The organism is Microbacterium sp., from assembly GCF_031180975.1.
In the GTDB taxonomy this organism is placed as follows: Bacteria; Actinomycetota; Actinomycetes; order Actinomycetales; family Microbacteriaceae; genus Microbacterium.
The window spans coordinates 24,706-42,707 of the sequence record NZ_JAPSLI010000013.1 but is presented as its reverse complement, the minus strand read 5'-3'; the positions used below and the strand labels follow the sequence as shown (position 1 = coordinate 42,707).

15 protein-coding genes, 1 tRNA gene and 1 pseudogene are annotated in these 18,002 nt (G+C 70.5%); 3 read left to right on the top strand and 14 right to left on the bottom strand.

Features of this window, described 5'->3' with window-relative positions; genetic code table 11:
• Nucleotides 1–211 precede the first annotated feature (211 nt).
• The 10 genes and pseudogenes from RIF65_RS14880 to RIF65_RS14835 all read right to left on the bottom strand — a co-directional run bounded on the left by RIF65_RS14880 (nucleotide 212) and on the right by RIF65_RS14835 (nucleotide 10,847).
• Nucleotides 212–283, bottom strand: a tRNA-Gln gene (locus tag RIF65_RS14880).
• A 94-nt stretch (nucleotides 284–377) separates the two neighbouring features.
• Nucleotides 378–868, bottom strand: a pseudogene (locus RIF65_RS15145) (lipocalin family protein).
• Nucleotides 869–1,036: 168 nt separating this feature from the next.
• Nucleotides 1,037–2,551 (bottom strand): glutamate--tRNA ligase, encoded by a 1,515-nt coding sequence (gene gltX / locus RIF65_RS14870; protein WP_309066961.1) that lies wholly within the window; start codon nucleotides 2,549–2,551, stop codon nucleotides 1,037–1,039.
• 43 nt (nucleotides 2,552–2,594) lie between these two features.
• Entirely contained in the window at nucleotides 2,595–3,353 is a 759-nt protein-coding gene (locus tag RIF65_RS14865) for a class I SAM-dependent methyltransferase (protein WP_309066960.1), read from the bottom strand.
• Entirely contained in the window at nucleotides 3,350–4,624 is a 1,275-nt protein-coding gene (locus tag RIF65_RS14860) for an MFS transporter (protein ID WP_309066959.1), read from the bottom strand. Before RIF65_RS14860 ends, RIF65_RS14865 begins: the two co-directional genes overlap by 4 nt.
• Entirely contained in the window at nucleotides 4,621–5,397 is a 777-nt protein-coding gene (locus RIF65_RS14855; protein WP_309066958.1) for a fumarylacetoacetate hydrolase family protein, read from the bottom strand. Before RIF65_RS14855 ends, RIF65_RS14860 begins: the two co-directional genes overlap by 4 nt.
• Nucleotides 5,398–5,798: 401 nt before the next feature.
• Nucleotides 5,799–6,779 carry a type IV toxin-antitoxin system AbiEi family antitoxin domain-containing protein gene (locus RIF65_RS14850; RefSeq protein ID WP_309066957.1) on the bottom strand — a complete coding sequence of 327 codons (981 nt, stop codon included), beginning with the start codon at nucleotides 6,777–6,779 and terminating at the stop codon, nucleotides 5,799–5,801.
• Between the two features lie 251 nt (nucleotides 6,780–7,030).
• Nucleotides 7,031–8,119 (bottom strand): branched-chain amino acid aminotransferase, encoded by a 1,089-nt coding sequence (locus tag RIF65_RS14845; protein ID WP_309066956.1) that lies wholly within the window; start codon nucleotides 8,117–8,119, stop codon nucleotides 7,031–7,033.
• Between the two features lie 47 nt (nucleotides 8,120–8,166).
• The gene (locus RIF65_RS14840; protein WP_309066955.1) at nucleotides 8,167–9,216 is read right to left on the bottom strand and encodes a 3-isopropylmalate dehydrogenase; all 1,050 of its coding nucleotides are present in this window, start codon (nucleotides 9,214–9,216) and stop codon (nucleotides 8,167–8,169) included.
• 98 nt (nucleotides 9,217–9,314) lie between these two features.
• Nucleotides 9,315–10,847 carry an MFS transporter gene (locus RIF65_RS14835; protein WP_309066954.1) on the bottom strand — a complete coding sequence of 511 codons (1,533 nt, stop codon included), beginning with the start codon at nucleotides 10,845–10,847 and terminating at the stop codon, nucleotides 9,315–9,317.
• A 92-nt stretch (nucleotides 10,848–10,939) separates the two neighbouring features.
• Between RIF65_RS14835 and RIF65_RS14830 the strand changes: the two genes are divergently transcribed.
• Nucleotides 10,940–11,497 carry a TetR/AcrR family transcriptional regulator gene (locus tag RIF65_RS14830; protein ID WP_309066953.1) on the top strand — a complete coding sequence of 186 codons (558 nt, stop codon included), beginning with the start codon at nucleotides 10,940–10,942 and terminating at the stop codon, nucleotides 11,495–11,497.
• A gap of 39 nt (nucleotides 11,498–11,536) precedes the next feature.
• On the opposite strand, the gene serA is transcribed toward RIF65_RS14830, so the two are convergent.
• The 4 genes from serA to RIF65_RS14810 all read right to left on the bottom strand — a co-directional run bounded on the left by serA (nucleotide 11,537) and on the right by RIF65_RS14810 (nucleotide 14,775).
• Nucleotides 11,537–13,156 carry a phosphoglycerate dehydrogenase gene (gene serA, locus RIF65_RS14825; RefSeq protein ID WP_309066952.1) on the bottom strand — a complete coding sequence of 540 codons (1,620 nt, stop codon included), beginning with the start codon at nucleotides 13,154–13,156 and terminating at the stop codon, nucleotides 11,537–11,539.
• Nucleotides 13,157–13,290: 134 nt separating this feature from the next.
• The gene (locus RIF65_RS14820; RefSeq protein ID WP_309066951.1) at nucleotides 13,291–13,632 is read right to left on the bottom strand and encodes a hypothetical protein; all 342 of its coding nucleotides are present in this window, start codon (nucleotides 13,630–13,632) and stop codon (nucleotides 13,291–13,293) included.
• A complete protein-coding gene (locus RIF65_RS14815; RefSeq protein ID WP_309066950.1) occupies nucleotides 13,629–14,138 on the bottom strand; it encodes a DNA polymerase III subunit gamma/tau in 510 nt (169 codons plus the stop codon). The genes RIF65_RS14820 and RIF65_RS14815 overlap by 4 nt, the downstream gene beginning before the upstream one ends.
• A gap of 13 nt (nucleotides 14,139–14,151) precedes the next feature.
• Complete coding sequence (locus RIF65_RS14810) at nucleotides 14,152–14,775, bottom strand: TetR/AcrR family transcriptional regulator (protein ID WP_309066949.1); 624 nt, start codon at nucleotides 14,773–14,775, stop codon at nucleotides 14,152–14,154.
• A 97-nt stretch (nucleotides 14,776–14,872) separates the two neighbouring features.
• Between RIF65_RS14810 and RIF65_RS14805 the strand changes: the two genes are divergently transcribed.
• Both RIF65_RS14805 and RIF65_RS14800 read left to right on the top strand, forming a co-directional pair.
• Complete coding sequence (locus RIF65_RS14805; protein WP_309066948.1) at nucleotides 14,873–16,570, top strand: amidohydrolase; 1,698 nt, start codon at nucleotides 14,873–14,875, stop codon at nucleotides 16,568–16,570.
• Nucleotides 16,570–17,955: an APC family permease gene (locus tag RIF65_RS14800; RefSeq protein WP_309066947.1), complete on the top strand. Its 1,386-nt coding sequence runs from the start codon at nucleotides 16,570–16,572 to the stop codon at nucleotides 17,953–17,955. Before RIF65_RS14805 ends, RIF65_RS14800 begins: the two co-directional genes overlap by 1 nt.
• Nucleotides 17,956–18,002 lie beyond the last annotated feature (47 nt).

Genomic DNA, 18,002 nt, shown 5'->3' with positions numbered 1-18,002 from the left:
AAGAGCGCGTCGGGCCCGCACTCTACGACACCGGACTCGACGCCGGCGAGGGCCTCTGGCTCAGAACCGGGTGGGCAGGACGATCATGACACGCCCGACCCGTCCACACTTTCTTGCCGATAACCCCGGTGGGGAAGGGCGAATCAGCGCGTTCCACAGCAAGAGCCCCGGATGTCCGATTTGATACGGATTTCCGGGGCTATCTGTCTTGCTGGGGTACCTGGACTCGAACCAAGAACAACTGAACCAGAATCAGCCGTGTTGCCAATTACACCATACCCCAAGGGCGAAACCGGAGCCTCGCACCGAGGTTCAAGCTTACCCGACGGCTCCCGAGGAGCCAAATGCGGCGCGTCCACCGCGCGTGGCGTGACCGCTCAGACGTCGACGACGCGGCCCGACTGCTGCGGCCGGATCCACTTCGCCAGGTCGTAGCCCTGATCGACCGCCGAGCCGAGAAACGAGTCCTCCACCGACGGATCGATGTGCGGTTCGCGGGCTAGCAGCCAGAGGTGCTTGTGGTCGGGCGTCCCGACGAGCGCGTGCTGGTACTCCTGGTCGACGCGGAGCACCCAGTAGTCGGCTCGTGTGAACGGGATCCAGCGCAGGGCCTCGGGCAGGAAGTTACGCGGAGGCGTCCGGGGTGCTCGGGATCGGGCACCGCCTCCCCCACCGCCTGTGTGGGCTTGCCGTCCTCGTCGAGGCACCGGTTGTCGACGCGGACGGTGCCCTCGTCGTTCAGTGAGTAGGTGGCGGTGATGTCGCGGGCGCCCTCGTCCTCGAATCGCAGCGGCAGACGCCCGATCTCGAACCACTGCCCCAGGTACCTGTCCAGCTGCAGAGCCGGAACCGATCGAACCTCGGTCATCGTTGTTCCCTCCGTCGACTCCGGCCAGGGTACGCGGCGTGACGGATGATGGCCAGGCGTTTCGTCTCGCTTCGCTCGCTCAACGACCGATCGGAGCCTGTTTGGTCTCGCTTCGCTCGCTCAACGACCGGGCGGCCAACGACCGGGCGCGCGACGACCGGGCGGGCGTCAGGCAGCAGCGAGGTGGCTCGAAAGCGCGCGCAGTCGCCGCAGCGACTCGTCCTTGCCGAGCAGTTCCATCGACTCGAACAGCGGCGGCGACACGCGGCGGCCGGTGATGGCGACGCGCGGCGGGCCGTACGCGACGCGGGGCTTGAGGCCGAGCTCGTCGACGAGCTTCGCCGAGAGCGCCGCCTGAATGGCATCCGGAGTGAACTCCTCCAGCGGCTCGAGCGCAGCCCCGCACGCGTCCAGCACCTCGCCGGCATTCGCGGGGAGGCCCTTGAGCGCGTCGGGCTCGTAGGACACCTCGTCGGCGAACAGGAAGCCGAGCATGCCCGGAGCCTCGCCGAGCAGCTGCATGCGCTCCTGCACGAGCGGCGCCGCGCGGAACGTCAGCACCAGCTGCTCGTGCGTGGGCTCGTCGGCGCCGAACACGCCGGCGGCCGCCAGGTACGGCACCAGTCGCTCGGCGAAGTCTTTGCCATCCAGCATCCGGATGTGGTCGCCGTTGATCGACTCGGCCTTCTTCTGATCGAAGCGAGCCGGGTTCGGGTTGACGTTCACGATGTCGAACGCCTCGATGAACTCCTCGAGCGAGAACACGTCGCGGTCGGGGCCGATCGACCAGCCCAGCAGCGCGAGGTAGTTCAACAGACCCTCGTGGATGAAGCCGCGCTCGCGGTGCAGGAAGAGATCCGCCTGCGGGTCGCGCTTGGACAGCTTCTTGTTGCCGGTCTCGCCCAGCACGAGCGGCATGTGCGCGAAGCGCGGCACGAACGTCGTCACACCCGCCTGGATGAGCGCGTCGTACAGCGCGAGCTGCCGGGCGGTCGACGGCATGAGGTCCTCGCCGCGCAGCACGTGCGTGATGCCCATCAGCGCGTCGTCGACCGGATTCACGAACGTGTACAGCGGCACGCCGTTCGGCCGCACCACGACGAAGTCCGGGAACGAGCCGGCCGGGAAGGTCACCTCGCCGCGGATCAGGTCGACGTACGTGAGGTCCTCGTCCGGCACCCGCAGGCGCAGGGCGGGCTGGCGTCCCTCGGCACGGAACGCCGCCTTCTGCTCTTCGGTGAGGTCACGGTCGTAGTTGTCGTAACCGAGCTGCTTCGCACGGCCGTTCGCCTCGTTACGGGCGTCGATCTCCTCCGCCGTCGAGTAGCTCTCGTACAGTGCGCCGGTTTCGACGAGCTTCGCGATCACGTCGCGGTAGATCTCGTGGCGCTGCGACTGCCGGTACGGTGCGTGCGGGCCGCCGACCTCGACGCCCTCGTCCCAGTCGATCTTCAACCAGGTGAGTGCGTCGACGAGCTGGCGGAAGCTCTCCTCACTGTCCCGCGCCGCGTCGGTGTCCTCGATGCGGAACACCAGCTTGCCCCCGTTGTGACGCGCGTACGCCCAGTTGTACAGCGCGGTGCGCACCATGCCGACGTGCGGCAGGCCGGTCGGCGAGGGGCAGAACCGGACGCGGACGTCGGAGCCGGAGGCAGTGGTGGTGAGGGGGTGCGGAGTAGCCATAACCTCTCAATCCTATCCGGGCGCGCTGCCGCCGAACGGCGGGTCAGCGCGCCGGCGCGACGGCGATCGCGGCGGTCTGCGTCATCGGCATACGGCCGTCTTCGGCGCGCTCGGCGACGATGTCGTCGAAGGCCGCGCGGAATCGCACCCGCTCGGCATCCGCAAGCCCGCCGAAGAACGCACCCGCGCTCGCGATGCCGCCCTCGATCGTCCGCCACAGCGTCTCCGATGTGGGCCGCCACGTCCAGGTCAGCTCGCCGACTTCCGCGTTCCAGCCGGCGTCGTGCAGCATCCGCTGGAAGCCGTCCGCGGTGCGTTCGAAGTCCTTGTCGGCGGGAAGGCGGGATCCGGATGCCGGGCGCAGGCCTGCCCGCGCGGTGACATCAGCCCACAGGGTGGACGGCGAGTGCGTCCAGGTGGTGGCGACGACGGCATCCCGCGCGACGCGGCGCAGCTCCGCCGCCGCCGCACGCGGGTCGGGCACGTGGTTGAGCACGAAGTTCGCCACGACGGCGTCGAAGCCGGCGGTGGCGAACGGCAGCTCGGGCAGGGCGGCGTCGACGAGGCGGATGCGGGGATGCCGCCGGGCCGCCGCCGCACGCATGCTGGGCTCCGGTTCGCAGGCGGTGACCGCCCAGCCGGCGTCCGCGTACCGCGCGGCCAGCGTGCCCGCGCCCGCTCCGACGTCGAGGAGCGAGCGTCCGGCGGCCGGGCCGAGCAGTTCCAGGATCCGCTCCCCCGTGCCCGCGCTGAGGGCGTCGTAGGAGTCCGCGTACGCCTCGCCGACGCCGGCCCAGCTCATCTGTCCGCCCTGATGCGTCCGATCGGCGACAGCACGGTGATCGCGACCACCATGACGAGCGCGACCGCGCCCAGGCCGCCGTAGCCCAGCAGTGACAACACCACGCCCGCCCCCGCGGCGCCCGCGGCGGCGGTGAAGCTCATCAGCGAGTCGCTGATGCCCTGGCGGCGGGTGCGCAACGCGGCGGCCGTGGCCTCGGTGAGCAGTGCCGCACCGGCCACGGTGGCGGCGCTCCAGCCCAGTCCGAGCAGGATCAGCGCGACCATGACGCCTGTCGGGTGCTCGCCGGCGAAGATCGCCGTGCCGAGCGCGCCCGCCAGCAGCAGCTGGCCCAGCAGCACGACCTTCAGGCGACCCCAGCGGTCGGCGAGGATGCCGAACAGCGGGGACAGCGCGTACATGCCGGCGACGTGCATCGCGATCGTGACGCCGACGACGGCGGACACGTCAGCGGTGCCGGTGTGTCCGGCATGTCCGGCGTGCCCCGCGAGGGTCATCTCGGCCAGATGCACGGGCGTCATCGCCATCACGGATGCCATGACCACGTGCGATCCGGCGACGGCGAAGATCGCGTAGCGGGCGACGAGAGGCCGGTCCGCTGTGACAGGTGCGGTCGACGTGGCGGCCGCGTCGAGAGCCAGCCGCTGGGCGGCCAGCAGCGGGTCGGGGCGCAGCGCGACGATGTACAGCACGAACGCGGCGGTCTGCGCGATGAGTGAGAACAGGTACGAGCCGGTCTGCGGCGGCATCCCGATCGCCTGACCGACGACCTCGCCGGGGCCGAGGAGCAGCGGGCCCGCGACACCTCCGACGGTGGTGGCCCACACGACGACCGACAGGTCGCGGCCCCGATGCGCGGGAGCGGCGAGGTCGGTTGCCGCGAAGCGCGACTGCAGATTGCCGGCGTTGCCCGCCCCGATCAGCAGGATGCCGGCCAGCAGCAGCGGGAACGCGCTCACCGCCGCGGCCGTGATGACCACGGCGATGCCGACGAGCGCGAACAGGTTGCCGAGGGTGAGTGCGCGGCGACGGCCCCAGCGGGCGGCGAGTCGCGCCAGCGGGATCGCGCACAGCGCGGCGCCAAGGGTGACGGATGCCGTGGCCAGACCGGACAGTGCGTTGTCGCCAGAGATGCGGGCGGCCAGGAGCGCTCCCAGCGACACCGTCGCGCCGAACGCGATGCCGCCGAGTACCTGCCCGATCGACAGGATCAGCACCGTGCGGCGCTGGACCGCCCGCTGCTCGTCGAGAGTGAGGGCTGGGGCGCTCACGAGATGGGGGCGGCGTCGCGCACCGGGTTGCGCAGGGTGCCGAGGCCGGTCACCTCGACCTCGACGGTGTCGCCGGCGGTGATCTCGCCCACCCCCGCGGGCGTGCCGGTCATGATCACGTCCCCGGGCAGCAGCGTGAACACCGCCGACGCGTAGGCCACGATGTCGGCGACGGAGTGGATCATGTCGGTGAGCGGTGCCTGCTGGCGGACCTCGCCGTTCACGCGCGTTTCGATGCGCGCTGTGGACGGGTCGAACTCGGTCTCGATCACCGGGCCGAGCGGGCAGAACGTGTCGAAGCCCTTGGCCCTGGTCCACTGGCCGTCCTTGCGCTGCAGGTCACGAGCGGTGACGTCGTTGCCGACGGTGTATCCGAAGACGTAGTCAAGGGCGTTCTCGGCGCTGACGTTCTTCGCGATCCGGCCGATCACGGCGACAAGTTCTCCCTCGTGCTCGGTGCGCTCGGAGATCGCCGGCCGGACGATGGTGTCACCGGTCCCGATGACCGAGGTATTCGGCTTGAGGAACAGCAGCGGCTCCTCGGGGGCCACGTTGCCGAATTCGGCGGCGTGGTCGTGGTAGTTGCGACCGACGCACACGACCTTGGAGCGAGGGATCACCGGAGCGAGCAGCGCGACGTCCCCGACTGGGACGCGTTCGCCGGTCGTCTCGTAGCCCGCGAACATCGGGTCGCCCGCGAGCACCACCAGTTCGTCGTCGTCGAGGATGCCGTATCGGATGCCGTCGTTGTGGCTGAACCGCGCGATCTTCACCCGACCAGCCTAGCCAGCCGTGCACGTGCGCGGCGTCCCGCGCGATGCCGGCGTGCGCAGCGACCGCGTGCGCCGACACCCGGGTACGCGCCGACACCCCGGGTACGCCCCGCCGGTGCGTCGACACCCCGGGTACGCGCCGCCCCACACGTCGACACCCCGGGTACGCGCCGACACCCCGGCCTGCAGACGTCGGTACCCGGGGGTCTCGACGACAACCCGGGGTGTCGAACACTCGCCTCGCGCGGCGCCCGCGTGCGCGCCGCCGGTAGCGCCGACACCCCGGACACCCGATGCCCCCCACTCCGACCCCCCGGGTACGCGCCGACACCCCGCCCTGCTGTCGCCGGAACGCCGGGGTGTCGGCGACAACCCGGGGTGCCGGGCGGAACGGAAGAATTTCACCCCGGCGGCAGGATGCGGAACGCGGCGAGGCGGCGTCCGAGGGTGTCCGCCGTACGGATGTGCTCGTGACCCCAACGCGCGAAGCCCCACCCAGTCACGCCCCGGACGTCATCCTCGCGGAGCTTCTCCCGAATCAGGACGTCCTCCATCGACAGGCCGGCCCGCATATCGGCATCCGTGTATTTCCCAAGACCGTCGAACTCCCCGAACGATTTCACACCGAGGAATCCGAAATCGAGCCAGTACTCGTCGCCTGCCGACCCCACGACGCGGATCTGGAGGTCCAGGCGGGTGTACCCGAGGGTGTGCAGATGCAGCCGGCTCACACTCTCCCCCGGCAGCTGAGCGCGTCCATCGGCGAAGTGCAGCACCCATCTCGCCTGACGCGCCCCGCGTGTTCCGACCGCGACACGCTCCAGGGTTGTCCTCCTCCAGTGCTCCGCTGCTTCGGCATCCTGCACATTCCCGACCACGGCGAAAGATCGCAGCGCCGAATCGGCGTGCGCGACCGCCGCCTCCCGCGGCATGGTTCGAGCGATGTCCGCAACGGTGCGGGGCAGCGAGGTGACGCGAATTCCGTCGACATCGACGATGTCGGCCTCTGCCACAGCCATGTCGCGCCTGATCACACCGGCCTCGATGCGCGAGTGACGGCGACCGTTGATGACCACCTGCACCGGTGGCTCGGTGGTCACGTACAGCGGGTGACCATGGACCACGGCGGCGGACGTGTGGGAGAACACCGGCCCGGGAGCGGGACTCGCGGCGTGCACCGCCAACACGCGGAGCAGGTGGCGGCCTTCAGGCCAGAGGTCCCGGAGCACCGCGGCCGGCGCGTAGAAGCCGCGGTGCAGCCGGATCAGCAGCCCGGCCTGAACGTCGGCGCGAAGCTGACGCTCCGTCATTCCGGATGCCAGGAGCTGGGTGCGGGAGAGCAGGAGAGAACGGGCCTCCGCCAGGTCGATGCGTCGGCGCATCCCTCATCCTGTGCAGGTTTCCCGGGGCGTTCGGGATTCTCCACAGGCTTGCGAGGGCGTCTGCCGAAGATCGCGAATTGTGCAGGACGAATGGATGCCGGCCGCGGCGCCGACGCCCCGGGTACCCGACCCGCGCCACGCCGACACCCCCGGTACGCGCCGACACCCCGGCCGGCAGACGTCGCTACCGGGGGGTCTCGACGGAAAACCGGGGTGTCGGCGAAAAAGAAAAAGGAGAGACGAACGACGGGTCAGGCGTCCAGGCGCTGGAGCCAGCCGTGCCGGTCCTCACGGCGGCCGTACTGGATGTCGGTGAGCTCCTCGCGCAGCGACAGTGCCAGCTCCCCGAGGGGCTGCTCGTCCTCGAACTCCTCAGAAACCAGCGCACCGATCGGGGTCACGACGGCGGCGGTTCCGCAGGCGAACACCTCGACGATGTCGCCGGATGCCACCCCCTGGCGCCACTCCCCGAGCGAGATCGCCCGGCGTTCGACGGTCAGACCGCGGTCTTCGGCGAGCTGCAGCAGCGAGTCGCGGGTGATGCCCTCGAGGATGCTGTCGGACTCGGGCGTCACGATACGGCCGTCCTTGAACACGAACACCACGTTCATGCCGCCGAGCTCCTCGACGTTGCGGTCCTGGTCGAGGAAGACGACCTGGTCGCAGCCCTTGGCGTACGCCTCGGACTGGGGCAGCAGGCTGGACGCGTAGTTGCCGCCGGTCTTGGCGGCCCCCGTGCCGCCCTTGCCCGCGCGGGCGTAGTTCTCGCTCAGCCAGATGCGCACCGGCTTCACGCCCCCGGTGAAGTACGCGCCCGCCGGGCTGGCGATCACGTAGAACGCCACCTTCTTGGCCGGGCGCACACCGAGGAACGCCTCCTTCGCGAACATGAACGGCCGCAGGTACAGGCTCTGGTCGGCACCGGAGGGAACCCACTCACCATCGACCGCGATCAGCTCGCGGAGCGCCTGGATGAAGTACTCGGTGGGCAGCTCCGGCAGCGCCAGCCGACGGGCGCTCTTCTGCAGGCGGGCAGCGTTGCGGTCGGGGCGGAAGGTGTGGATCGAACCGTCGGCGTGGCGGTAAGCCTTGATGCCCTCGAAGATCTCCTGCCCGTAGTGCAGGACGGCGGCGGCCGGGTCGAGCGCGATGGGGCCGTACGGCTGGACGCGCGGGCGGTGCCAACCGCCCTTCTCCGACCAGCAGATGTCGACCAAGTGGTCCGTGAACGCGGTGCCGAAGCCCGGGTTCTGCAGGATCTCGTCGCGCTGCGCCGGGCTCTTGGCGGCGAGGTTCCTGGTCACGGCGAAGGTGAGCGGTGCGGTGGCGGTGTCGGTCATGTGTGTCCTCGTTCGGGGTGCGGCGGCCTTGCGCGCGTACTGTCAGATTACGCCTGCAGCCGCGCGAGCACGGCGTCGCCGATCTCGCGGGTACTGCGGGCGGTGTCGCGACCGGCGATGTCCTCCTCCACCGCGCGCTGCACGCGTGCGGCGGCGTCCGCCAGCCCGAGGTGGTCGAGCAGCAGGGCGACGGAGAGGATCGCGGCCGTGGGATCCGCCTTCTGCTGGCCGGCGATGTCCGGGGCGGAGCCGTGCACCGGCTCGAACATCGACGGGAAGGCGCCGTCGGGGTTGATGTTGCCCGAGGCGGCGAGGCCGATGCCACCGGTGACGGCGCCTGCCAGATCCGTGAGGATGTCGCCGAAGAGGTTGTCGGTGACGATCACATCGAAGCGGGAGGGGTCTGTCACGAGGAAGATCGTGGCCGCGTCGACGTGCAGGTAGTCTACGGCCACCTCGGGGTGCTCGGATGACACCTGGTCGACGATCCGCTTCCAGATCGCCCCGGCGTGCACCAGCACGTTCGTCTTGTGCACCAGTGTGAGCTTCTTGCGCCGCCGCTCGGCGAGCTGGAACGCGTACCGCACGACGCGCTCGACCCCGAACGCGGTGTTGACGCTGGTCTCGTTCGCGATCTCCTGCGGGGTGCCCTTGCGGATGCTGCCGCCGTTGCCCACATACGGCCCCTCGGTGCCCTCGCGAACCACGACGAAGTCGATCTCGCCCGGATTCGCGAGCGGGCCGGGGGCGCCGGCGAACAGCTTCGACGGGCGGAGGTTGACGTAGTGGTCGAGCTCGAAGCGGAGCTTGAGCAGAAGCCCGCGTTCGATGTTGGCGTCCTTGAGCCGCGGGTCGCCCGGCGTGCCGCCGACCGCGCCGAGCAGGATCGCGTCGTGCGAGCGGATGGCATCCAGATCGACATCCGTCAGCGTGTCGCCGGTCTCGAGGAAGCGCGCGGCGCCGAGCGAGAACCGGGTCTTGTCGAACGACACGTCGCCGCCGGCGGTGACGGCGTCGAGCACGCGCTCCGCCTGCTCGATGACCTCCGGTCCGATGCCGTCACCGGGGATGACGGCCAGCTTCACGACGCGCGACATGACTCTCCTTGCACCACGGGGCCCGCAGCGCGGCTCGCTCCGGGCACTGCCCACCAGCGTAGCCGCGCCGCGGCGTCCCGCCGCACGTGTGTCAGCCGTCAGCGGCGGACGGGACGCAGCGTGGTCGCGGCGACGACCAGCGCAACGGCCACCAGGCCCGCGCCGATCAGCGAGGTGGTGACCACTCCCGACCCGAACGCCGATGACGCGGCATCCCACAGCGACGCGCCCAGAGGACCGTCGAGTGCGGCGGCCTCGGTGTACGCGCCCGCGAGCGTCTCGAGGGCATGTGCAGCGGCCTCCACCGGAACGCCGTCGGGGATCGTCAGGGCGCCACGGTAGAACGCGGTGATGATGCCGCCGAGCACGGCGGTGCCGAGCACGGCGCCGAGCTCGTACGCGGTCTCCGAGACCGCACTCGCGGCGCCCGCCTTCTCGGCAGGTGCGTTCGCGAGGATCAGCTCGTTCGAGATCGTCTCGGCCGCGCCGATGCCGATCCCGAGCACGATGAACGCCACGACCAGCCAGGCGACGACGTTCAGCTGCGCGGTGGCCGCCACGATGAGGTACGCGATCACCGAGAACACCAGGGCGACGGGCACGATGACGTGCGGCGGCACGCGGCGCGAGATCGGCACCACGGTGAGCCCGGCGACGATCATCGCCGCCATACCGGGCACCAGCGCCACGCCGGCGACCATCGGCGAGAGCCCGACGACCAGCTGGAGCTGCTGCGACACGAAGTACAGGAAGCCGACCAGCGCGACCACGCTGAGCAGGTTCACCAGGATGGCGCCGGTGAATCCGCCGCGGCGGAACAGCGTCATGTCCAGCATGGGCGTCTCCGACCGCAGCTGGCGGCGTACGAACAGCGCCCCCATCAGCAGGCCGAACACCGTGATCCCGAACGCCTTCGCGCTCGGCCCCTCGACGGCGAACTCCTTGACCGCGTACACGACCGGGATCATCGCGCCCATCGACAACAGGATGCCGAGCGGATCGATGCGTCCCGGGTTCGGGTCGCTGCTCTCGGGAAGCAGCCACAGCCCGCCGATGAGGAGCGGCACGAGCACCGGCACGGCGATCAGGAAGACGGATCCCCACGCGAAGTGCTCGAGCAGGAAACCGCCGACCGCCGGCCCGAGCGCGGAGCCGGCGGAGAACGCCGACGCCCAGATGGCGATGGCGAGCCGACGCTGGTCGCGGTTGGTGAAGATCGAGCGCAGCAGCGACAGCGTGGACGGCATGAGCATGGCGCCGAACACGCCGAGCGCGGCACGGGCGGCGATGAGAAGGCCGGCCGTCGGCGCGAAGGCTGCGAGCACCGAGACGACGGCGAACCCGGTCGCGCCGATGAGCAGCATCCGACGGCGGCCGAACCGGTCGCCGAGCACGCCCATCGTCACCAGCAGGCCTGCGAGCACGAGCGAGTACGCGTCGATGATCCACAGCTGCTCGGTGCCAGACGGGCGCAGGGCGAGTGAGATCTCGGGCAGCGCGAAGCTGAGCACGGTGTTGTCCACCGACACGAGCAGCACGGGCAGCATGAGCACGGCGAGCGCGGCCCAGCCGCGCGCGCCGACGCGTGCGCCGTCCGTGTCCGTGAGGGGGATGGATGCCGTGGCAGGCATGAGGACCTCCGAGTTTCTTAACCGTCCAGCTGGTACAGTATCAGAGGGCGCCTGATCAGGCGCTGTGCATCCCCAGCATTCGAAGGAGAGCCATGGCCCGTCCGCCGCTGGCGCGCGAGCGCGTGCTCGACGCGTACGAGGCGATCCTCATCGACGACGGCGAACGCGCTGCCACCCTCGACGCGGTCGCCAAGACCGCCGGGGTCTCCAAGGGAGGGCTGCTCTACCACTTCGCCTCGAAGGACGACCTCGCAGCCGGACTGCTGCAACGGCTGGACGATCTCGTCGTCGCCGATGTCGCCGCGATGCGCACGACCGCCGAAGGGCCCGTCGCGTACTACGTGCGCACGTCGGTCATGGAGGGCAACGCGCTGGACCGGGCTCTGGTCGCGGCCTCACGCCTCGCCCAGGGCGGCAACCCGGCCGCCGCGGCGCGGCTGCGCGAGGTGCGCGAGCGGTGGGCGGATACGCTGCGCCCGGCCGTCCGCGACGAGGCCGCCCTGCAGCTGGTGATGCTGCTCAGCGACGGCCTGTACTTCAACAACGCCATCAGCGGCACCATCTCGGCCGAACAGCCGGACGACCCGTTCGTGCCCACGGGGAGCGCGCTCGACGCCCTCGTCGCGCTCGTCGAGCGCGCAGTGCGCTGAGGGTGGAAGGGCGGCCGCGGCCCGACCGCCCTCTGTGCCTCAGACCTCGGTGATCTCGATCTGACGGAACAGGTCGCCGTCGATCGCCGTGCGCACGTCCTCGAGCAGCTCCTCGCTGACCGGCGAGTCGAGCGTCAGCACGCTGAGCGCCTGTGCACCTGCGGCCTGACGGGCGATCTGCATGCCCGCGATGTTGATGCCGGCCTCGCCGAACTTCTGGCCGTAGACCGCGACGATGCCCGGCCGGTCGGTGTAGAGCATCACGACGTGGTGCTTCTCGATCGGCAGCTCGATGGCGTGCCCGTTGATGCCGACCAGCTTCTCGATCTGCTTCGGACCGGTGAGCGTGCCCGAGACCGACAGCTGCGAGCCGTCGGAGAGCGCGCCGCGCAGTGTGATGACGTTGCGGTACTCCTCGCTGACGTCGTCCTGCAGCAGGCGCACCGCGACGCCGCGCTGCTCGGCCAGCAGCGGAGCGTTCACGTACGAGACCGTCTCGCTGACGATGTTGGTGAACACGCCCTTCAGCGCCGCGAGCTTGAGCACGCTGACGTCGTACTCGTTCAGCTCGCCGTGCACCTCGACGTCCAGGCTGGTGAGCGGCGCCTGGGCGAGCGCGGAGAAGATCTGCCCGAGCTTCTCCACCAGCGGGATGCCGGGACGCACGTACGGGTCGATGATGCCGCCGGCCACGTTGACGGCATCCGGAACGAGGTCGCCGCCCAGGGCGAGCCGCACGGACCGTGCGACCGAGACGCCCGCCTTCTCCTGCGCCTCATCGGTGCTGGCGCCCAGGTGCGGGGTGACGACGACGTTGGGCAGGCTCAGCAGAGCCCGCGCGGTGCTGTCCTCGGCCGGCGGCTCGGAGGTGAACACGTCCAGTCCGGCGCCGGCGATCTCGCCCGCGACGAGGGCGTCATGCAGCGCGGCCTCGTCGATCAGGCCGCCACGGGCGACGTTGACGACGTAGGCGGTGTTCTTCATCGCCTTGAACTGCTCGGCACCGATCATTCCGGTGGTCTCCGGCGTCTTCGGCATGTGGATGGTGAGGAAGTCGGCCTGCGCGACCAGTTCCTCGAGGCTGACCAACTGCACCCCGAGCTGCTGCGCGCGGGCGCTGGTGACGTAGGGGTCGTACGCGATGACCCGCATGTCGAACGCGTTCAGGCGGGCGGCGACCAGGGCACCGATTCGGCCCAGGCCGACGATGCCGACGGTCTTCTCGAACAGCTCGGCTCCGGTGAAGGCGCTGCGCTTCCACTGCCCGGCGGCGAGTGAGGCGTGGGCGGCGGGGATGCGGCGAGCGAGGCTCAGGATGTGGCCGACCGTCAGTTCCGCCGCCGACACGATGTTCGACGTCGGGGCGTTCACGACCATGACGCCGGCCGTGGTGGCGGCCTTGATGTCGACGTTGTCGAGCCCGACACCGGCACGCGCGACCACCTTGAGCTTGGGTGCGTGGGTCAGCGCCTCGGCGTCGATGCGGGTGGCCGAGCGGATGAGCACGGCGTCGGCGTCGGCGAGCGCCGCGAAGAGCGCCTCCCGGTCGGTGCCGTCCACCTCGCGCACTTCGAAGTCGGGGCCGAGCGCCTCGATCGTGGCGGGCGAGAGGACCTCGGCGAGGAGGACGACGGGCTTGGGCGCGGTCTGGTTCGGCACAGGGTTCCTTCGGGGCAGCACGACGGGCGGGAAGAGCCGATGCGCCGCACACCGTCGGGGGCGCGATCGCGTCACACTTTACCGCAGGGCGCGAACCCGCCCCGCCGGTGTGACGCCCCGCGACACGCGACCGGTCAGCTCAGCAGCGACTCGGCGTTGCGGACCGCGTAGCTGACGGTATCCAGCCAGAAGACCGCGCTGAGCCCGAGGCCGGCGAGCAGCGTCACGACGTACACGCCCAGCGACCGGCGCCGGCCGATCGCGAAGGCCGCGGCGAACACGATCATCGGGAAGACGACGGGCAGCGACAGCACCGCCCAGCCGTAGCCGCTGATCCCGACCTCCGCCATGTCGACGAGGTAGAAGATCGCGTTCCACACGAAGAACGCGTACCCGAGACCGCCGATACCGGCGACGATCCCACGCACGACACCGCGCGCGCCCAGCGGGCGGATGCCGGTGACGTCGTCGCTCACAGCGCTCCCCCTCCCCCTGCGATCACGAACGGCCACGGCACGAGCAGCAGCGCACCGACCACCAGGAGCACGAGACGCACCCAGTCGCGAGAGTGGCGCGTCAGCAGCAGCACCATGGCGAACCACAGCGCGGGCGCCAGCACCGCGGTCCACATCGCCGCCGCGTAGACCGGTCCGGGGATCAGGAACAGTGCCTTGCCCTGCATCCCGACCGCGCCGAGCACCCAGCCGACCGTGTACAGCAGGTAGACGCCGGCGAACACGCCGAGGGCGACGAGGGCCACCGTGCTCAGGCCGCCCGGTTCGTCGGCGGGCTCGGCATCGGCCGCCGGATTCGCGCGCGCTCCGGCATCCGCCGCAGTGGGATCGGATGCCGGTGCAGGCGGCGTCACCGCATCGGGTGCGCGGTCCGCTCGCGCCCGTCGTCCCTCGCCGGGAGTGCGCGCACGCCGGCTCTCGTCGTCGCCCTCCCAGCTGAGGGCCTCGTCGTCAGGATCGGATGCCACTCCCACAGCGTACTCACGCAGTCTCGGCCGGCGCGTCACCGTCGACCGGTGCGCCGAGTTCGCGGCATACGCGCCGCATCGCCTCCTCCGCGCTCGCCACCGTCATCAGCGCGTTGCCGCCCACGATGTGCAGCCCGTACGCGTCCTCGAGGGCGACGAGCGTCATCGCGAGGGTGGGCAGGTCGAGCGAGGGCGTGAAGACGCCGGCCGTGACGCCGCGTTCCATCACGCCGGTGTAGGTCGCCAGCTGGCGCCGGTACATGGTCTGCACGAGTTCGTCATGCAGCTGGGAGCTGCCGGCGAGGATGTCGAACTCGTAGAGCAGCCGCATCAGCGCGTCGTCCGGGCCGTCCGGCAGCCCCTCGCGGATGGCGGCGGCGAGCTGGGCGCGCGGATCCGCGAGCCCGGCGATGAGCTCGTCACGCGCGTCGCAGAAGCGCTCCACCCCCGCCCGGTGCGCCTCGACGAGGAGCTCATCGAGGTCCGAGTAGTAGTACAGGATCGCCCCGCGGGTCAGCCCGGCGCGTTGCGCGACGTCCGTCAGCGAGATCGCCCGGAGCCCCCGCTCGGACACCGCGGTGAGGGTCGCCTGCACCAGATCTGCGCGGCGCGCGTCCTGTCGCTTCGGTCGAGCCATGAGCCGACCTTACCGGGCGTGCTTGACACCCGTTCGCGGGGCGTGCCATGCTCGACCCATTCTTTGACACAAATGTCAAAAAACGTTCGAGGAAGACATGACCGACCTGCTGCTGACCGACGCCGTGGTGCGCACCTTCGATTCCGACCAACCCTGGGCGGAGGCGGTGGGCATCACCGACGGCCGCATCACCTACGTCGGCTCGGCCGCCGAGGCTCCCGCCGCCCGCGAGACGAGGGGCCTGGGTGGCGCGCTGGTCACTCCGGGGATCATCGACAGCCACAACCATCTGCTGCTCGGGTTCGACGAGGACGCCGTATCACTCGAAGGCGCCGACACGCTCGCCGAGGTGCGTCGTCGGCTGTCCGGACTGGCCCAGACCCGGCCCGACCTGGACTGGATCTGCGGCGAGAACGCGGTGTACTCGATCGTCTCGGGTCGCCGCCCGCGGGCCGACGACCTGGCCGGCATCACCGACCGTCCGGTGTTCGTCACCACCTACGACCAGCACTCGGTGTGGCTGAACGACGTCGCGCTGCGCGTGCTCGGCATCGCGGACGGCGGGTCGATCCCGTGGGGCGAGCCGGAGCGGGATGCCGACGGGCGCGCCACCGGCTGGGTCACCGACTTCTACACGCGGGCGATGACCACGGCCGGCCTGGACGCCATCCACCGCGACATCCCGCTGTACTCCCCCGACCGTCGCTACCGGCGGATGCTGTCCAGCCTGCGCATGGCGACGGCCGCCGGCATCACGACGGCGATCGAGCCGCAGGTCCCGCTCGCCGAGATGGAGCTGATGCTGCGGGCGCGACGCGAGGGACATCTGAGCTCGCGTGTGATCGCGGCGCTGTTCCACCCCATCGACGCGGACGCCGCCTTCCGTGAGCGGCTGCGCGAGGCGGTCGACTCGGCTCCGGACGACCCGCTGCTGCGGTTCGGCCCGCTCAAGCTGTACGCCGACGACGTGATCGAGCCGCACACGGCATGGATGCTGGACGACTACGCGAACCGGCCCGGCCACCGCGGGCACCCGAGCGCCGCGGTCGGCGAGCTCACCCGCATCGTCACGGAGTTGGACGCCATGGGCTTCCAGACGCACACCCATGCCACCGGTGACGGCGGTGTGCGGCTGGCACTGGATGCCATCGAGCACGCGGCCCGCACCAACGGAACGACCGACCGACGTCACGGGATCGTGCACGTCGAGTGCCTGGATCCCGCCGACCTCCCCCGCTTCGCGGCGCTCGGCGTCGCCGCGGCGATGCAGCCCCGGCACTGCTCACCCGACCTGGTCGCGGGCACCTGGATGGAGAACGTCGGCGAGCAGCGCTGGGACCGCGCGTGGCGGATCCGCTCGCTGATGGCATCCGGTGCCCACGTCGCCCTCTCGAGCGACTGGCAGGTGGGCGAGATGGACCCTCTCGTCGGGTTCTACTCGGCGCTCACCCGGGCCGGCCTCGACGGGAGCAGCGCGTGGACGCCCGGCGAGCGCATCGGTCTCGACGACGCGATCCGCGGGTACACCCGTGAGGGCGCGTGGGCGTGGCACGCCGAGCACGACCTCGGCGTGATCCGCGTGGGGGCCGCCGCGGACCTCGTCGCGTGGAGCGACAACCTGTACGAGCACGAAGCCGATCCGTCCGGTCTGCTGGCGCAGCACGCCGCGCTGACCGTCGTCGCGGGGAACGTCGTCCACGACGCCGCCACCCCCGCTCCCGCATCCGCACTCCCGCATCCCGGCGCCTCGGCGCCGCACTGCTCCGCCGATGTCGTCGGAGAAAGGACACACTGATGTCGACCACCACCGCCGCGCCCGCATCCATCGGGGCGCCTTCGCTGCGCCGTTCCCTCTCGCTCACGCACATCGTCTTCCTCGGGCTGGCGTACATGGCGCCGATGGCCGTGTTCGACACCTTCGGCATCGTCGCCGAGGTGTCGGAGGGGCACGTGCCGCTGTCGTACCTGCTGATCTTCGTCGCCGTCGCGATCACCGCCTGGGGGTACAGCCGGATGGTGCGCGTCTACCCCCGTGCCGGATCGGCGTACACGTACGCGCGCGAATCGATCAACCCCCACGTCGGGTTCCTGGTGGGCTGGACGGCGACGCTCGACTATCTGCTGCTGCCGATGATCAACGCCCTGCTGTCGTCGATCTACATGACGGTCGCGTTCCCCGACGTGCGCGCGTGGGTGTGGATCCTGGGCACCATCGTGGTGTGCACGGCGGTGAACCTGGCGGGTGTGCGTCTGGCGGCGCAGGTGAACACTGCACTGGTGGTCATCCAGATCGTCACGGCGGTCGCGTTCGTCGTGCTGACGGTGAAGAACATCGTCGAGGGCGCCGACGGGGCGGAGTTCTCGTTCGCACCGTTCATCGCAGCGCCGGAGCAGTTCAGCGGGGTCGCGTCGGGCGCCGCCATCCTGGCCCTCTCGTTCCTCGGATTCGACGCCGTCACCACCATGTCCGAGGAGGCGAAGAATCCCCGGCGCGACATTCCGCGTGCGATCTTCGCCATCGTCGCCGCGGCCGGCGTCTTCTTCGTCGTGGTCACCTACTGCATGCAGGTGCTGTTCCCGGACGTCAGCGCCGTGGGCGACATCGTCGGGGCATCGCCGGAGATGGCGAAGTACATCGGCGGCGCACTGTTCCAGGCGCTGTTCATCGGCGGCTACATGGTCGCCGTCCTGGGCTGCGGCATCACCCAGCAGATGTCGGCGGCGCGGCTGCTGTACGCGATGGGGCGCGACGACGTCTTGCCGCGCCGTCTGTTCGCGCGACTCAACGCGAAGGGCGTGCCGTCGGCGAACCTGCTGCTCATCGGGCTGCTCGCCGCGACCGCCGTCTTCCTCGACCTGTTCCAGGCCGCCTCGCTGATCAACTTCGGCGCGTTCGTGGCCTTCACCTTCGTGAACCTGTCGGTGATCGCCACCTACCTGCGGTTCCGGCAGAGCCGCGGCCGGCGCAGCGTGCTCGGCTGGGTGGTGGTGCCGGCGATCGGAGCCGTCGTGAACGTCGTGCTGTGGTTCAGCCTCGAGCCCAGCGCCATGCTCATCGGCGCTCTCTGGACCGCGGTCGGCTTCGCCTACCTGCTATGGCGCACCCGGCTGTTCCGCGCGGCGCCTCCCGTGCTCACCGGGCCCCTGGACGTGGAGCGGGAGGAACGCGCCCGCGTGTGACGGCGCCTTCCGCGCGACGACGGCCAGTTCCACTAGGCTCACCGCTA

What these genes read in the sequence shown, in the direction of transcription:
- RIF65_RS14810 (WP_309066949.1), bottom strand. Translation starts at nt 14,775, where the DNA reads ATGGCTCGACCGAAGCGACAGGACGCGCGCCGCGCAGATCTGGTGCAG.
- gltX (WP_309066961.1), bottom strand. Translation starts at nt 2,551, where the DNA reads ATGGCTACTCCGCACCCCCTCACCACCACTGCCTCCGGCTCCGACGTC.
- RIF65_RS14805 (WP_309066948.1), top strand. Translation starts at nt 14,873, where the DNA reads ATGACCGACCTGCTGCTGACCGACGCCGTGGTGCGCACCTTCGATTCC.
- RIF65_RS14830 (WP_309066953.1), top strand. Translation starts at nt 10,940, where the DNA reads ATGGCCCGTCCGCCGCTGGCGCGCGAGCGCGTGCTCGACGCGTACGAG.
- RIF65_RS14845 (WP_309066956.1), bottom strand. Translation starts at nt 8,119, where the DNA reads ATGACCGACACCGCCACCGCACCGCTCACCTTCGCCGTGACCAGGAAC.
- RIF65_RS14865 (WP_309066960.1), bottom strand. Translation starts at nt 3,353, where the DNA reads ATGAGCTGGGCCGGCGTCGGCGAGGCGTACGCGGACTCCTACGACGCC.
- RIF65_RS14800 (WP_309066947.1), top strand. Translation starts at nt 16,570, where the DNA reads ATGTCGACCACCACCGCCGCGCCCGCATCCATCGGGGCGCCTTCGCTG.
- RIF65_RS14840 (WP_309066955.1), bottom strand. Translation starts at nt 9,216, where the DNA reads ATGTCGCGCGTCGTGAAGCTGGCCGTCATCCCCGGTGACGGCATCGGA.
- RIF65_RS14850 (WP_309066957.1), bottom strand. Translation starts at nt 6,779, where the DNA reads ATGCGCCGACGCATCGACCTGGCGGAGGCCCGTTCTCTCCTGCTCTCC.
- RIF65_RS14835 (WP_309066954.1), bottom strand. Translation starts at nt 10,847, where the DNA reads ATGCCTGCCACGGCATCCATCCCCCTCACGGACACGGACGGCGCACGC.